Source organism: Rathayibacter sp. Leaf296, from assembly GCF_001423045.1.
Lineage (GTDB): Bacteria > Actinomycetota > Actinomycetes > Actinomycetales > Microbacteriaceae > Rathayibacter > Rathayibacter caricis.
The window spans coordinates 102,647-117,259 of record NZ_LMNR01000002.1 but is presented as its reverse complement, the minus strand read 5'-3'; the positions used below and the strand labels follow the sequence as shown (position 1 = coordinate 117,259).

The following is a 14,613-nucleotide window of genomic DNA, read 5'->3' as shown; positions in this document are numbered from 1 at the left end:
CCCGCCCCGCCGACGATGACGAGCTCGGCGTCGTGGCCGTCGTCGACCAGGCGGGCGAGCGCCTCGATCGCGTGGCCCATGCCCTTGCGGGGCACGAGGCGCCCGATGCTCATCAGCCGGATCGGACGGGTCTTCTCGGCCACGGGTCCGTCGGGGGAGAAGCGCTCCAGGTCCACTCCGCAGGGCACGACCGAGATGCTGCTCGTCGGCACGCCGAGGCCCTTGAGCTCGAACGCCTCGTCGGAGCAGGTCGCGACGATGCCGTCGGCGCGCTGGCCGACTCCGGGCTCGAGCCAGGCGCGCTCCTCGGGGCTCGTGTCGAGCGCGCCCTGCTGGCGGCGCTTGACCACTCCGAGCGCGTGGAAGGTGTGGAACACGGGCACGCGGCGGCCCGTCGCGCGCTCCACCCGCTCGGAGGCGTCGAGCGCGGCGACCCCGGACATCCAGAAGTGGCTGTGCACGAGGTCGGGGCGGGAGTCGAGCCAGTCGTTCGCGAGGTCGACGGCGAAGTCGCCCATGTAGGGGAGCAGCTCGTCCTTCGACACCTTCGCGGCCGGGCCGGCGTCGATGTGCACGACCTCGACTCCGGAGGTGAACGGGACGCGGCGGGGGAGGGAGGGGTCGTCGCGCCGGGTGTAGACGGTGACGCGGTGGCCGCGGCGGGCGAGCGCGTCGGCGAGGGCCGCGACGTGCACGTTCTGGCCGCCGGCGTCGACGCCTCCGAGCGTCGCCAGCGGGCTGGCGTGCTCCGAGACCATCGCGATCGCGAGAGGTCGGGTGGTGGTCGTGTGCATCATCGGGTGCTCCCTCCTCGGGTCCCTGCGGCGGTGAGGGTCCGGCCGGTGCGGCGCGGACGATCGGAGAGGACCTCGTCCCAGTCCCGGTGGAACCGGGCGAGGCCGTAGCGCTCGAGGACGCTCTCGCGGGCGATCGCCCCGGCGGCGGCGGCGCGCTCCGGATCCGCGAGCAGCTCGCGAGCGGCGGCGACGAGCTCGTCGAGGTCGTTCGAGACGACTCCCGCACCCGGAGGCACTGCCCGGCCCGCCTCGGTCGTCTCGAGCGCGATCACCGGCATGCCCAGGTGCATCGCCTCGAGCAGCGCGAGGCCGAGCGAGGTCCAGCGGAACGGGTGGAGGTAGACGCGGCGGCGGGCGAGCTGCGCGTGCATCTCGCTCGTCCGCACGTCGCCGAGGACGGCGAGCCGCCCCGCCGGGAACCCGGGGAGCTCGGCGAGGCCCTCGGTCTTCATCCCGAACACGTCGAGCGGCGCGACCTCGGCGAAGCGGGGCAGCAGGTCGGTGCCGGTGACGCGGTTGCGCCGCACCGGCTCGTTGATCACGACTCCGAAGTGCGCCAGTTCACCCGTGTAGAGGGGGCCGGGGTCGTGGATCCCGTGCTCGATCACCGTCGTCGGCGTCGATCCGGTGTCCCACATCAGCGCGTTGAAGTGCGTGACGTGCACCAGGAGGAGGTCGTCGCGGTCGGCCAGCGGGTGCCGGCTGGTCGGGGCGTCGCCGCGCGGGGTGTTGTGCTCGACGTAGACGGCGGGCACGTCGTGGCCGAGGCGCCGGCCCAGCAGGCGCTCCGCCTCCGCGAGCTCCTCCGGACGCTGCAGGAGCACGACGTCGACGTCGGCGTCGCGCAGGTCCTCGGGGGCGATCTCGATCGCATTGGGCCAGTCGCGGCCGCCGGTGCCCAGGCCCCAACCGTCGCGGGCGTCCGTCGTGGGGAGCAGGTACTCGTGGTCGCCGCGGACGAACGCGTCCGCCCAGCCGCCGTGCACGTGCCAGAGGAGGATCCTCATGCCATCGCCTCCGTCGTGGTCGTGGTGGAGCGCCCGAGGGCGCGGAGTCGCAGGACGGCGGCGACCGCCTCCTCGGCGCTCACCCCCGCCAGACAGGGATGGCCGGGCACCGGGCAGACCCGGGCGCGGGAGCCGGCGCACGCGGCGCCCTGATCGCCCAGCAGCTCCACGGGTACGCCGTAGGGCGCCCAGCGGATCGCGGGGACGACGGGGGAGAAGAGGCTGACGACCGGAGTGCCGACGGCCGCGGCGAGGTGCGCCGGACCGGTGTTGCCGCTGACGACGACCTCGGCGCGGGCGAGTACCTCGGCGGCACCGGCGAAGTCGGTCGCGCCGCCCAGGTCGATGCCGCGGGTGCCCGCGACCTCGGCCGTGAGCGCGCGCTCGCCGGGGCCGCCCGTGACCGCGACGGCGAAGCCCTCGTCGGCGAGCAGCTCGACGGCGCGGGCCGCGTTCGCCGCGGGCCAGGCGCGCGCCGGCACCGCCGCTCCGGGGTGCACGACGACGTAGGGGCCGATTCCCTCGAGCGCAGCGGGTAGCACGCCCTCGCGGCGGACGCGCAGGCGTCCGTCGTCGCCCTCGGGCAGCGCGAAGCCGGCCGCGGCGGCGAGGGCGAGCGCCCGCTCCGGTTCCGGCTGGTCCTCCTCGAGGGTCTCGCCCGGCACCAGCCGCACATCGAGCAGGGCGCCGGCGAAGTCGACGGAGGCGCCGCTGATCCGCGCGACGCCCGCGAGGCGGAGCAGGAGCGCGAGCGGCAGCGGCGACTGGTGGAAGGAGGTCAGGATCACGGCCTCGTCCGGGGCGAACTCCTCGACGATCGCGCGCAGCTCCGTGACGAGCGCGGCGTCGACCGGTCGCGAGGCATCGCCGATCCACGGGCACCACCAGGTGCGGACGCTCGTCGGCCCGGGCAGCAGTGCGGCGGCGGGCGCACCCTGGGGCCCCGCGAGCAGCAGCACCTCCGCGTCCGCGGCGATCGCGCGGACGGCGGGGCCGCAGAGGAGCACGTCGCCCGCGCTGTCGAGGCGGGCGACGAGGACGCGGCGGGTCATGCCGTGCCCTCCTCGGACGGGTCCGGCTGCATCGCCAGGAGCAGCTCGACCGCCTCGAGGAGCGTGTCGGCGCGGAACGCCGCAGCCTCCACCTCCTCGGCCCGGGTGATCGGAGTGGGGACGAGCACGCCCCGCGCGCCCGCGTTGGCCGCCGCGCCCACATCGGCGCCGATGTCGCCGATCACGGCGAGGGAGTCGGCGGGCAGTCCGAGAGCCGCCGCCGCGCCCAGCACCATCCCGGGCGCGGGCTTGCGGCAGTCGCAGCCGTCCTCGGGGCCGTGCGGGCAGAGCATCCAGACGTCGAAGCCGCCGAAGAGCTCGTCGACCCGCCGGTTGACCGCGTCGGCCTGCGACCGGTCGATGATGCCGCGGGCGATGCCGGACTGGTTGGTGACGACTCCGATCGACAGCCCCGCCTCGCGCGCTCGCTCGACGGCGTCGAGGGCCGTCGGCATCGGCTCGACCCGCTCGGGGTCGCCGTTGTAGGGCACGTCGACGACGAGCGTGGCATCGCGGTCGAAGAGGATCCCGCGCAGTCGCGGGGTCCGCTCGAGCTCGGCGGTGCTGCGCTGCTCGCTCGGGTGCATCGGGTCGGTCACACCGTCCTCGTACCCTGCTTCTCCTCCTCGTAAACGGTGCCGAGGAGAAGTGGTGCCGTTCGGGCGCGTCGGGATCGGGGCCCGTGCGTCTGAGCGTCCGGCGACGGGGTACGGGACCTCCGACAGGAAGGAGGCGCCGTGCGCGCTCTCACCGAACCGGACGGCACCCCGGAGGTCCTCGCGCTCCGCGCGCTCAAGCTCGGCGACATCCTCGTGGCGGTCCCGGCGCTCAAGGCCCTGCGCCGCGGCTTCCCCGAGCACCGGCTGATCCTCGCCACGACGCCCTGGCTCGAGCCGATCGTCGACCTGATCGAGGGGCTGGACGCCCTGGTGCCCACCCTGCACGGTCTCGACGATCCGCTGCCGATGGCCGCCGGCCGCGTCGAGCTCGGCGTCAACCTGCACGGCAACGGTCCGGAGTCGCGGCTGCGCCTCGCCGAGATCGAGCCGGAGCGCACGCTCGAGTTCCGCGTGCCGGCCCTCGATCCCGACGCGAGCCACGACGACCCGCGCCCGCTGTGGATCGACGGCGAGCTCGAGCGCGCGCGCTGGGCGCGCCTGGTGAATTCGATCGGCCTCGACGCCGATCCCGAGGACGTCGCGATCGCGGTCCCCGAGGTCGCCCCGCGGGTCGCCGGCGCCGCCGTCGTGCACATCGGCGCCTTCTACGGCTCGCGCGAGTGGCCCGAAGAGCGCTTCGCCGCGGTCGCCCGCTCGATCGCCGGCCAGGGGCACCGCGTCGTCTACACCGGAGGCGCGAACGAGGCCGATCGCGCCCGTCGCGTCGCCGAGCTCGCCGGCACGGGGGAGGTGCTGGCCGGGGAGGTCGACCTGGTCGAGTTCGCCGCGGTGGTCGCCGCCGCCGAGACCCTCGTCACGGTCGACACCGGAGCCGCGCACCTGGCGTCGGCGTACGGCATCCCCTCGGTCGTGATCTTCGGCCCGGCACCGCCCGAGGCCTGGGGCCCGCCCGTCAGCGGACCGCACATCGTGCTGACCGACGCGTCGCTCCGCAAGGGCGACGTCTTCTCCTCCGAGCCGGACCCGGCCCTCCTGGCCGTGCAGACCGAGGACGTCCTGGACGCCCTCGCCTCGCTGCCCTCGCGTGCCGAGGCGCACCTCAGGCGGACCGCAGGCGGGGTGCCTGCCGGACGGGCGTGACCACGGCGACGCGGGCGCGGGGGGAGCGCGGCTGATGCGAGCGCGAGGGAGCGCCCAGCCGGTCGGCCAGCTGCGCGAGGATCCGGCGCTGCAGGCGCGAGACCTGCATCTGCGTCGTGCCGAACGCCTCTGCGATCTGCTGCTGAGTCATCTCCTCGACGAAGCGCATGCGCAGCAGCTCGCGCTGCGCGTCCTCGAGCTCGGCGAGTGCGGTGGCGAGGCCGTGACGGCGGTCGATCGCCGCGAGGTTCTCGTCGTCCCCGCCCAGCGTCTCGCCGAGCCGCACTCCTCCGTCGCCGCCCGTGCCGACCGTCTCGTCGAGCGAGAGCGGGTGACCGGCCGAGCGGGCGTCGGCGATGTCGGCGGCGTCGACGCCGAGCCGCAGCGCGATCTCGCGGTCGGAGGGGTGCCGGCCGAGCTCCTGCGAGAGCTCCTCCGAGACGACAGCGGAGCGGCGGTGCAGCTCCTGAACGCTGCGCGGCGGGCGCACCATCCAGCCCAGGTCGCGCAGGTGGCGTTTGAGCTCACCGGTGATCGTGGGCACCGCGAAGGCGGCGAAGCTGTCGCCGCGCTCGGGAGCGAAGCGGCGGGCGGCCTTGACGAGGCCGACGTACGCGACCTGGCGCAGGTCCGCCCAATCGCCGCCGGCGCCGCCTCCGCGCGAGACGCGGCGGGCAATGGCCTCGGCGAGTCCGAGGTGGTCGAGCACGATGCGCTCGCGGATGCGGTCGCCCTCGGCGCCCGTGGCCTCGGCGGCCGCGCGGAACAGCGAGAGGGTGCGAGCGTCCTTCTCCTCGCGTGCCGGATCCATCGCGGCGGTGGCGCGCGACATGGCGACGGTCGTGCTCATCCGAATCCCCTTTCCGGGCGTGCTGGCGCGAGGCCCGGGGCATGGCGGATGCGGTGCGCTCCTCATCGAGCGGCCCCGGAGAAGCGCTCTGCACAGAGCACCACTGCTCCTCGGAGAAGACGAGTCCGTTGACGCGGAGCACTGCTTCGCGATAAAGGGCGTGGGAGCGCGGTCATCCGGTCGATCCGCGGAGGATCCCGTCCGTGCGGCAGTGCGGAGGGCCCCTGAACCGGCGTCCGCGCGGAGTCCGCACCACCGGGACGCCCCTTGTCCAGCCCGACGGCACTGCGCGCTCCGCGGCTAGAATCGCGGGCGTATGTCTGAGCTCACCCCGCCCTCCGATCGCGCCGCAGCGGCGCACCCGTTCACGACCGCGACCGGGAGCGACGTGCGCGTCCGCTTCTGCCCGTCCCCGACCGGGACGCCGCACGTCGGCCTCATCCGCACCGCCCTGTTCAACTGGGCGTACGCGCGGCACACGGGGGGCACGTTCGTCTTCCGCATCGAGGACACCGACGCGGCCCGCGACAGCGAGGAGAGCTACGAGCAGATCGTCGACGCGCTGCGCTGGCTGAAGCTCGACTGGGACGAGGGCGTCGGAGTGGGCGGCCCGCACGGTCCGTACCGCCAGTCCGAGCGGAGCGACGTCTACCTCGACGTGATCCAGCGCCTGCTCGCGTCGGGCCACCTCTACGAGAGCTACTCCACCGCCGAGGAGATCGACGCCCGCAACGAGGCCGCCGGCCGGGCCAAGCAGCACGGCTACGACAACTTCGACCGCGGTCTGACCGAGGAGCAGCGCGCGGCGTTCCGCGCCGAGGGCCGCAGCCCCGCCCTCCGCCTCCGCGTCCCGGACGCCGATCTGTCCTTCGACGACCTGGTCCGCGGCGAGATCACCTTCCCGGCCGGCTCCTTCAGCGACTTCGTCGTCGTGCGCCCCAACGGCCAGCCGCTCTACACGCTGGTGAACCCGGTCGACGACGCGATCATGCAGATCACGCACGTGCTCCGCGGCGAGGACATCCTGCCCTCCACCGCCCGGCAGATCGCGCTGTACCACGCCCTGATCGACATCGGACTGACCACCTTCGTGCCGCGCTTCGGCCACCTCCCATATGTGATGGGCGAGGGCAACAAGAAGCTCTCGAAGCGCGACCCCTCCTCGAACCTCTTCCACCACCGCGACCGCGGCTTCATCCCCGAGGGCCTGGTCAACTACCTGGCGCTGCTGGGCTGGTCGCTGACCCACGACCGCGACGTCTTCTCGATCGACGAGATGATCGCCGCGTTCGACGTCGCCGACGTGAACCCCAACCCCGCGCGCTTCGACCTCAAGAAGGCCGAGTCGATCAACGGCGACCACATCCGCCTGCTCGCCGTCGACGACTTCACCGAGCGCACCGTGCCGTACCTGATCGCCGCGGGCGTGCTCAACGGGGAGCCGACTCCGGCGCAGCGCGCCGTGCTCGACGCCGCCGCTCCGCTCGTGCAGGAGCGGATCGGCCTGCTCGGCGAGGCGCCGGGCATGCTCGGCTTCCTCTTCACCACCGCCGAGGCGCTGACCTACGACGAGGACGCGCTCAAGGGCCTCCCCGCGAACGCCGGCGACGTGCTCACCGCGTCGATCGAGGCGCTGTCCGCGGTGCCGGAGGGGGAGTGGCTGACCGCCTCGATCCAGGCCGCGCTCGCCTCGGCCCTGATCGAGGGCCTCGGGCTCAAGCCCCGCATCGCCTACGGGCCGCTGCGCACCGCCATCTCGGGCCGACGCGTCTCGCCCCCGCTGTTCGAGTCGATGGAGATCCTCGGCAGGGCGGAGTCGCTCGCGCGCCTCTCGCGCCTCGCCGAGCGCTCTGCATCGCCCGCCGCCTCCGCCGGACCGGCCTGAGCATGGCCGAGGCGGTGGGAGGCCAGTACGACGTCGTCGTGATCGGCGCGGGCCCGGCCGGTCTGTCGGCCGCGCTCAACCTCGCGCGCGCCCGTCGCAGCGTCCTGCTGCTCGACAGCAACCGTCCGCGGAACGCCGCGACGCTGCACTCGCACGGCTTCCTGACGCGCGACGGAGTCTCCCCGCTCGAGCTCCGCCGCCTCGGCCGCGAGGAGGTCGAGAGCTACGAGGCCGCCGAGGTGCACAACGCCCTGGTGACCTCGGTCGAGCGCTCCGGAGGCGAGTTCCTCGTCTCCGCGCGCGGCGTGCGCGGCGCCGCGAACCGCGCCGTCGTGGCCACCGCCGTGGTCGTCGCCGCCGGGCTGAGCGAGAAGCTGCCCCGCCTGCCCAGCCTCCGCGCCTACTACGGCACCGCCGTGCACAGCTGCATGGAGTGCGACGGCTACGAGAAGGCGGGGGAGCCCCTCGCCCTGATCGGAGAGACCTCCGACCTCGCCGAGCGCGCCATGCTCCTCTCGCAGTGGTCGACCGATCTGATCGTCTTCACCAACGGCATCGGAGTCGTCAGCGACGCCGACGAGTCCCTGCTCGGCTCGATCGGCATCCGCGTCGAGCGCCGCCCGGTCGCCGACCTCGCGGGCGAGCGTGCGCTCATGACCGGAGTCCTCCTCGAGGACGGCGACGTGATCCCGCGCACCGGAGCCTTCGTCCGCCCGATCTGGGTGCCGGTCCTCGAGTACCTCGACGCCGCCGGCCCCGAGACCGACCGCGACGGCTTCCTCCGCGTGGATGCGGGCGGACGCACCTCGGTGCCCGGCCTCTACGCCGCCGGCGAGGTCACCGCCCCCGGCCCGCAGCAGCTGATCGTGGCCGCCGGCTCCGGCGCCCAGGTGGCCTCGGCCGTCAACCGCGACCTCGTGCGCGCCCGCCTCGGCGAGGCCGCCCCCGAGTCCGAGGCCCACGCGATCCACGAGGCCGGCGTCGATTTGAGCGGCGTGCGCCCGTAGGGTAGTGTTCTTCCTCGGCGCCGGAAGTTCTTCCGGTCGCCGCCTGGCCTCCTCCCTCACCTGTGGATGGCCATTGGGGTATGGTGTAATTGGCAACACGGCTGATTCTGGTTCAGTTGTTCTTGGTTCGAGTCCAGGTACCCCAGCACTTTCTCGGCTCGGCTTCGGCGTGAGAACGGCGCTCAGCTTCTCGTGCTGTGCGGTTCGGTTGTCGCTCCGAACTTCCGCTGTTCCGCACGCTCCGCGCCCGATCCGACTGCGCTGCGGTCGATCACGTCACTCGACGCGGACCGGGCCCCTCCCGCTCATCAGGCCCCTGTTCGTACCCGGTCGCTCCGGCTCGCCCGGGTCAGTGGACGTGGAACGGCCTCGGCGCTCCGTGCGAGCCCCGATCCGCGACGACTCGTCATCGAGCGGGCACCGACGTGCCACGGCGAGCACGCCGATCGCGATCCGTCCACTCCGTTCGACTTCTGCAGCTCGCGATTACGCTGGCGCCATGCGGTCTGAGCGGATGCGGAGGTTCGGCGTCGCCGCCCTCGCCCTGACCTCCGTGCTCCTGCTCACCGGGTGCTCCGGCGACTCCTTCCGCGCCGACTTCGCACGGACGTTCGGCAGCGACGAGGCGGTCGCCGATCTCGAGCTCTCGACCGTCGACAACATGCCCTTCACCGGCGGAGTGAGCGCTGAGGTCGTGGCCCGCGACGACCTCGCCGACGCCGACCTGCGGGCGCTCGCCGACCGGCTCAGCGCCTTCGCGTCCGAGCGCCCGGCGGGAGACGTCCGGGTCGTGCTCGACGCCGAGGGGCTCAGTCTCCCCGTCTCGGGCGACTCCGATCTCACCGACGGGAGGATCGCGGCGGCGCTCGAGTTGCGGGACGATCCGCGCGTGTCGTCCGTCGCGCTCGCCGCGGACGACAGCGACGACCGAGTCAGCGGGCTGAGCCTCCTCCTCTCCGAGTCGGCGACGGCGCGGGACCTCTTCGCGCTCGCCCGGGACGCTCCCGACCTGCTGCCGGACGCGGCTCCGGTCCACGTCAGCGTGCAGAACTCCGACCGGTCGGAGCTCGTCACCGGTGACCCGGGCGCGTGGATCGACGGTGCCGAGGGCACGTGGGCAGCGGTCTCGGCGGCAGTGCCCGTGATCGGCTTCCGGGCGGCGCCGGAGCGCCTCGAGGTGACGCTGGGCAGCGAGAACGATCTCGCTCTGGCGGAGGCGGCGGCCGGGTCGTCCGGTGGTCCGCCGGTCGCCTTCTCGAGTCCGCTCGTCGCGCTCGGCGGCGGCGCGTCCGGGGAGTCGGCGCGCGCCGTGCTCGCCGCTCTCGACCCCGAGGTCCTCGCCGACCTGCGCTCCGTCTGGACGGACGACGACCACCTCCGGCTCGCCGTCGAGGCGGTCGATCGGGCCGTGACCGTCGCGGAGGCGGTGTCCGCGACTGCCAGCTCCGTGCGGTTCTCGACCGTCACGATGAGCGTCGGCGAGGCTCGAACGCTCGAGATCAGCGCACCTCCTCGCTCCTTCGGCGCGGCCGTGGCCGAGGCGTCGGCGGTGCTCGCGACGCCGGGCGTCACCGCGGTGGCCCGCTCGGACCGGTCGGTGACGGTGACGGCCGCGGGTGACGACGGCGACCTCGAGCGGCTGCTCCCTCCGGCCCGGAGCCTCGCCCCCGACGGCGCTCGCGTCTGCGTGCAGCGCGCCGACGGCACCGGGGTCTGCGACGCCTCCGCCGAGTGACGGTGCCGAGTCGCGGTCGCTCCGCGCCGATGCCCGCCGCTCCGCCTCGGGCCGGGGCATGCCACGATGAAGCCGTACATCGCTCAGAGACGCGCCTTCGGCGTGTCCCGAGAAGGGGGAATCTCGTTCATGCAATCCGACCTGCTCTGGATCGTCATCGCGGGGGTCGTCGCCGGCGCCCTGCTGCTGCTGGCACTCATCGGCTTCTTCATCTTCCGCGCCTGGTACCAGGTGCCCCAGGCCGACGAGGCGATCGTCATCGTCGGCAAGAAGCAGAAGGGGGATGACGGGCTCACGTCCAACATGACCGTCATCACCGGCGGCGGCGCGTTCGTCAACAAGCTGACCCAGCGCTCCGACCGCATCTCGCTGCGATCGCGGCAGATCAAGATGGAGCCGGTCGCGCAGACCAAGAACGGCGTGACGATCCACCTCGCCGGCGTCGCGCTCGTGAAGATCGGATCCACGGCCGACCAGGTGCGCGCCGCCGCCGAGCGCTTCGCCTCGCAGGACCAGTCGATCGACGTCTTCACGACCGAGCAGCTCGAGGGTGCCCTCCGCGGCGTCGTCGCGAAGCTCAGCGTCGAGGAGGTCATGCAGGACCGGCAGAAGCTGGGCGACGAGATCGCCGAGGGCATCAAGGGCGACCTGCTCGCTCAGGGACTCGTCCTCGACTCCTTCGCGATCCAGGGGGTCACCGACCGCAACGGCTACATCGAGGCGCTCGGCGCGCAGGAGATCGAGCGCGTCCGCCGCGAGGCCGACGTCGCCCGGATCAACGCGGCGCGCGAGGTCAAGGCGCGCCAGCTCGCGACCGACGAGGCGAACCTGATCGAGCAGACCGCCTACGACAAGAACACCGCGGCGGCGAAGTCCGAGGTCGGCCGCGCCAACGCCGAGGCCGAGCAGGCCGAGAACCTGGCCCGCGCCGAGCGCGAGCAGGCCGTCCTCGTGCAGCGCGCCGAGAACCGCCAGGCCGAGCTCGACGCCGACGTCAAGCGCGTCGCCGACGCCGAGAAGTACCGCCGCCAGACCGAGGCCGACGCCGACGCCTACGGGCGCGCCAAGAAGGCCGAGACCGACCGCCAGGTCGCGCAGCAGGTGTCCGACGCCGAGGCCTACGCCGTTCAGCGCCAGGCCGAGGCCCGCCAGGCGTCCGCAGCAGCCGAGGCTGCAGCCGTGAGCGCCCGCGCCGAGGCGGAGGCACACGCTCTGCGGGCCAAGGCCGGCGCCGAGGCCGAGGCCCTGCGCGCGAACGCGACCGCCGAAGCGGAGGCGATCCGCGCGAAGGGCGAGGCGAGCGCGGCGGCCATCGCGGCCGAGGCGGAGGCGCTCCGCGAGAACCAGGAGGCGATCCTGGGTCGCGAACTCATCGGGCAGCTGCCCTCGCTCATGTCCGAGTTCGCCAAGGGCTACCAGAACGTCGGCACCATCACGCTGATCGGCGGCGACACCGCCGGCACGCACATCGCCCGCGAGCAGGCGGCGAGCCTCGCCGCGACCTTCGACAGCGTCAAGTCCGCGACCGGCGTCGACCTCGGGGCGATCCTCCAGGGCCAGGCCTTCGGCCGCGGGGTCGGTGCGGCTGCTCAAGGGTCGGGCCAGTCCGACCCGACCGCGGTGCCCTCAACGAGCTGAGCTCCGGCGGCAGGCCGCCCGGCCCGGTGCCCGATAGCGGTGCCGGGTCGGGCTCCCGCGAGGACTCCGGGTCCGACCAGCCGCGGCGACGCACTTCCGGGCACGTTCTGCGACGACCTGTCTCCTTCGGCGCTTTCCGTCATACGATATTCGCCATGAGCGACCGAGAGACGATCGAGGGCCGACCCGTGACCGAGCAGCAGATCGCGGACTGGGCGGCGGAGGCCGAGCGCGGCTACGACGTCGACGCCCTTCGCGCCCGTGGACGGGGACGCCCAGGACGTGGCGCCGAGCCGTCGCAGGTCGTGGCCCTGCGCCTCACCGCCGAGGAACTGGCTGCACTCGACGAGCGCGCTGCCCGGGAGCACAAGTCGCGCTCCGAGGTCATCCGCGAGGCACTCGCCGCTTCTGCGGCGTGAAGGTTCACGACGCCGCACTCAAGCATGGAGTCGCGCCGGAGGATGCGATCCTGGCGGCGAGTCAGGCGGTGTGGGTCGAGGACCTCGACGACGACTCGCCGGCGCGCCAGCTGCGGCTCGGTTTCGATTCGAGCGGGCGACTGCTCGAGACGGTCGTCCTGACCTTCGACAGCGGCAACGAACTCGTCATCCACGCGATGAAGGCGCGTCCAGGGATGATCGACCTCCTGCCCTGAAAGAGATGCTTCCCGTTCACGGCCTCGGTACGAGGACCTGATTCCCACACACGCGGGACGGTCATCGCGGAATCAGAGAGTGCCCAGCTCCTTCCGCATCTGCACCGCCGTCGTCTCGTAGCCGAGCGACTCGTACAGTCCGCGCGCGGTCGTGTTGAAGCCGAAGACGTTGAGGGCCAGCGCGCGGTAGCCGCGCGCGAGCGCGTGCTCCTCCGCCAGGAGCATCGCGGCGCGACCGAATCCGCGCCCGCGGAACGGCTCGTCCACCTCGACGTCCCAGATCCACGCCACGCCCTCGAGCTCCTGCGGGTGCGGGCCCACCCAGATCACGCCGACCGGGACGCCGTCGTCGAGGATCCGCAGCACGTCGTGGCCGGGTGCGAGGCGGCCGTCCGGGAAGAGGCGGTCGTGCGAGGCATCCGCGTTCCGCTCCGCCGCCGCCTCGGTGTCCCCCGCGCGCAGACGGTCGGCGACGTAGGACGCACGCTGCACCTCCATCCAGGCGGCGAGATCGGAGGGAGGGAACGGGGCGAGGGAGACGGTCACCCGTCCACGCTCCCACGACGCGGAACGATCCGTCGCTCACTGTCCCCGCGCGCGATCGATCCGTCACTCCCGGCGCGAGGCCACTACTGATCCGTCGCGAACGGCCGCTCATCCCGAGCAGAGGCGGCCGTCCGCGACGGATCGGACCACCGCCGCCCACCGTTGGGCACGATCTGCGGCTCTGAGCAGCTCAGAGCAGCGGAAAGCGCTCAACGGCGGCGATCACGACCGGTCTGCGTCCTCGCGCGCCGACACCTGGTCGGCGTGACGCTTCTTGCCGAAGCGCGTCGCCAGGAACAGCAGCGACCCGACCACGACGTAGCCCGCGGTCCCGAGCCACACCACTCCGGTCTGCTGGGTCAGGAGCACGATGCTCGCGATCGTCGCGAGGATCGGCACGACGCGCGGCACCGAGAAGTGCGGGTGGTCGACGCGGTCCTTCTTCAGCACGAGCACCGAGACGTTCGCCGAGATGAAGACCAGCAGGAGGAGGAGCACGGTGGTCTCGGACAGCGTGCCGACGTCGCCGAGGACGCTGAGCAGCATCGTCACGCCGCCGACGACGATGATCGACACCCACGGGGTGCGGCGGTTCGGCAGGACGCGTCCGAAGGCGCTCGGAAGCAGGCCCGCCGTGGCCAGACCGAAGCCGACCCGGCTCGCCATCACCATGAACAGCAGCGCGCCGTTCGCGATCGCGACGAGCGCGATCAGGCCGAACAGCCACGGCGGCACCGCCACTCCGCTGGCCGCGACCACGTCGAGCAGGGGACCGGTCGACTCGGCGAGCTCGTCGATCGGCAGCACGATCACCGCGCCGAGGGCGATCAGGAGGTAGACGACGGCGGCCGTGAACAGGGCCGCGAAGAGGGCGCGCGGGTAGACCTTCGAGGGGTTCCGCACCTCCTCCGCCATGTTGGCCGCGGCCTCGAAGCCGAGGAAGGAGAAGAAGGCGACGATGGAGGCGGCGAACGCGCCCTGCAGCGGGGCGACCTCGGGGTTGAACTCGAGCACCCGCGAGAAGTCGCCGTTGCCGCCGCCGAAGAAGATCGCCGCGCAGACGATCACGATCACGAGGCCGCTGACCTCGATGACCGAGGCGACGAGGTTCGCGGTCAGCGACTCCTTCACTCCCCGCAGGTTCACGAGGGTGAGGATCGCGATGAAGACGAGGGCCGTCGGCACGGGCGGCACGTCGAGCAGCGCGCCGAGGTAGTCGCCGGCGAACGCGTTGGCGAGGGCGGCGGCGGTCGTGATGCCGGACGCCATCATCAGGAAGCCGACGAGGAACGACAGGTAGGGCTTGCCGAAGGCGCGGTCGACGTAGCGGGCGGCGCCACCGGCGTGCGGGTACTTCGTGATCAGCTCGGCGTAGGTGCCCGCGGTCAGCAGCGCGATCACCAGGGCGATCAGCAGCGGGAGCCAGATCACGCCGCCCACGTCGTTCGCCATCGTGCCGACGAGCGTGTAGATGCCCGCGCCGAGCGTGTCGCCGACGATGAAGGCGAACAGGAGCGGCCCGGTGATGACCTTCTTCAGGGATCCCTTCTCGGATCCCTTGCCGGTCCCCGGGGAGCTCTCGCCGGTCGTGCTCGTCGTATCCGTCATCCGGCAACTCCACCCATCCGGGGCACTCAGCGCAAGCCCTGGTGGTCGATCACTGCGAGATTTCTCACGGACG

Annotated in this window: 14 protein-coding genes and 1 tRNA gene; 8 read left to right on the top strand and 7 right to left on the bottom strand. The window is 72.9% G+C overall.

Annotated features, from left to right (window positions below):
• The 4 genes from ASF46_RS19720 to ASF46_RS10815 form a co-directional block, all read right to left on the bottom strand.
• The coding region (locus ASF46_RS19720; protein WP_235576924.1) for a glycosyltransferase at positions 1 to 797 on the bottom strand (797 nt) is incomplete at its 3' end.
• Entirely contained in the window at positions 794 to 1,804 is a 1,011-nt protein-coding gene (locus tag ASF46_RS10825; protein ID WP_056867638.1) for a glycosyltransferase, read from the bottom strand. The genes ASF46_RS10825 and ASF46_RS19720, both read right to left, overlap by 4 nt.
• Positions 1,801 to 2,856 carry a glycosyltransferase family 9 protein gene (locus ASF46_RS10820; protein ID WP_056867637.1) on the bottom strand — a complete coding sequence of 352 codons (1,056 nt, stop codon included), beginning with the start codon at positions 2,854 to 2,856 and terminating at the stop codon, positions 1,801 to 1,803. Before ASF46_RS10820 ends, ASF46_RS10825 begins: the two co-directional genes overlap by 4 nt.
• Entirely contained in the window at positions 2,853 to 3,455 is a 603-nt protein-coding gene (locus ASF46_RS10815) for an HAD-IIIA family hydrolase (RefSeq protein WP_327205463.1), read from the bottom strand. Before ASF46_RS10815 ends, ASF46_RS10820 begins: the two co-directional genes overlap by 4 nt.
• A 138-nt stretch (positions 3,456 to 3,593) precedes the next feature.
• Between ASF46_RS10815 and ASF46_RS10810 the strand changes: the two genes are divergently transcribed.
• Positions 3,594 to 4,616: a glycosyltransferase family 9 protein gene (locus tag ASF46_RS10810; RefSeq protein WP_056867636.1), complete on the top strand. Its 1,023-nt coding sequence runs from the start codon at positions 3,594 to 3,596 to the stop codon at positions 4,614 to 4,616.
• On the opposite strand, the gene ASF46_RS10805 is transcribed toward ASF46_RS10810, so the two are convergent.
• Entirely contained in the window at positions 4,576 to 5,466 is an 891-nt protein-coding gene (locus ASF46_RS10805) for a sigma-70 family RNA polymerase sigma factor (RefSeq protein ID WP_056867635.1), read from the bottom strand. The genes ASF46_RS10810 and ASF46_RS10805 overlap by 41 nt on opposite strands.
• 316 nt (positions 5,467 to 5,782) lie before the next feature.
• On the opposite strand from ASF46_RS10805, the gene gltX reads away from it, so the two are divergent.
• The 7 genes from gltX (at position 5,783) to ASF46_RS10770 (ending at position 12,386) form a co-directional block, all read left to right on the top strand.
• The gene (gltX, locus tag ASF46_RS10800) at positions 5,783 to 7,351 is read left to right on the top strand and encodes a glutamate--tRNA ligase (protein WP_056867634.1); all 1,569 of its coding nucleotides are present in this window, start codon (positions 5,783 to 5,785) and stop codon (positions 7,349 to 7,351) included.
• Positions 7,352 to 7,353: 2 nt separating this feature from the next.
• Positions 7,354 to 8,358, top strand: a complete 1,005-nt coding sequence (locus tag ASF46_RS10795) for an NAD(P)/FAD-dependent oxidoreductase (RefSeq protein ID WP_056867633.1) — start codon at positions 7,354 to 7,356, stop codon at positions 8,356 to 8,358.
• A gap of 74 nt (positions 8,359 to 8,432) precedes the next feature.
• Positions 8,433 to 8,504: transfer RNA gene (locus ASF46_RS10790), tRNA-Gln, on the top strand.
• A gap of 353 nt (positions 8,505 to 8,857) precedes the next feature.
• Positions 8,858 to 10,093, top strand: a complete 1,236-nt coding sequence (locus tag ASF46_RS10785; protein ID WP_157602445.1) for a hypothetical protein — start codon at positions 8,858 to 8,860, stop codon at positions 10,091 to 10,093.
• Positions 10,094 to 10,222: 129 nt separating this feature from the next.
• Positions 10,223 to 11,731: an SPFH domain-containing protein gene (locus ASF46_RS10780; protein WP_055793491.1), complete on the top strand. Its 1,509-nt coding sequence runs from the start codon at positions 10,223 to 10,225 to the stop codon at positions 11,729 to 11,731.
• A gap of 155 nt (positions 11,732 to 11,886) precedes the next feature.
• The gene (locus tag ASF46_RS10775; RefSeq protein ID WP_056867631.1) at positions 11,887 to 12,150 is read left to right on the top strand and encodes a ribbon-helix-helix protein, CopG family; all 264 of its coding nucleotides are present in this window, start codon (positions 11,887 to 11,889) and stop codon (positions 12,148 to 12,150) included.
• Positions 12,147 to 12,386, top strand: a complete 240-nt coding sequence (locus tag ASF46_RS10770) for a hypothetical protein (RefSeq protein WP_056867630.1) — start codon at positions 12,147 to 12,149, stop codon at positions 12,384 to 12,386. Before ASF46_RS10775 ends, ASF46_RS10770 begins: the two co-directional genes overlap by 4 nt.
• A 72-nt stretch (positions 12,387 to 12,458) precedes the next feature.
• Here ASF46_RS10770 and ASF46_RS10765 read toward each other — a convergent pair whose 3' ends face one another.
• Positions 12,459 to 12,932, bottom strand: coding sequence for a GNAT family N-acetyltransferase (locus tag ASF46_RS10765; RefSeq protein ID WP_056867629.1), 474 nt, complete (start codon positions 12,930 to 12,932; stop codon positions 12,459 to 12,461).
• Between the two features lie 222 nt (positions 12,933 to 13,154).
• The gene (locus tag ASF46_RS10760) at positions 13,155 to 14,540 is read right to left on the bottom strand and encodes an APC family permease (RefSeq protein WP_056867628.1); all 1,386 of its coding nucleotides are present in this window, start codon (positions 14,538 to 14,540) and stop codon (positions 13,155 to 13,157) included.
• Between the last annotated feature and the right edge of the window lie 73 nt (positions 14,541 to 14,613).

Bases quoted from the DNA above. Each gene is read 5' to 3' on its own strand.
- ASF46_RS10825 (WP_056867638.1), bottom strand. From the start codon at position 1,804: ATGAGGATCCTCCTCTGGCACGTGCACGGCGGCTGGGCGGACGCGTTC.
- ASF46_RS10820 (WP_056867637.1), bottom strand. From the start codon at position 2,856: ATGACCCGCCGCGTCCTCGTCGCCCGCCTCGACAGCGCGGGCGACGTG.
- ASF46_RS10805 (WP_056867635.1), bottom strand. From the start codon at position 5,466: ATGAGCACGACCGTCGCCATGTCGCGCGCCACCGCCGCGATGGATCCG.
- gltX (WP_056867634.1), top strand. From the start codon at position 5,783: ATGTCTGAGCTCACCCCGCCCTCCGATCGCGCCGCAGCGGCGCACCCG.
- ASF46_RS10795 (WP_056867633.1), top strand. From the start codon at position 7,354: ATGGCCGAGGCGGTGGGAGGCCAGTACGACGTCGTCGTGATCGGCGCG.
- ASF46_RS10785 (WP_157602445.1), top strand. From the start codon at position 8,858: ATGCGGTCTGAGCGGATGCGGAGGTTCGGCGTCGCCGCCCTCGCCCTG.
- ASF46_RS10780 (WP_055793491.1), top strand. From the start codon at position 10,223: ATGCAATCCGACCTGCTCTGGATCGTCATCGCGGGGGTCGTCGCCGGC.
- ASF46_RS10775 (WP_056867631.1), top strand. From the start codon at position 11,887: ATGAGCGACCGAGAGACGATCGAGGGCCGACCCGTGACCGAGCAGCAG.
- ASF46_RS10760 (WP_056867628.1), bottom strand. From the start codon at position 14,540: ATGACGGATACGACGAGCACGACCGGCGAGAGCTCCCCGGGGACCGGC.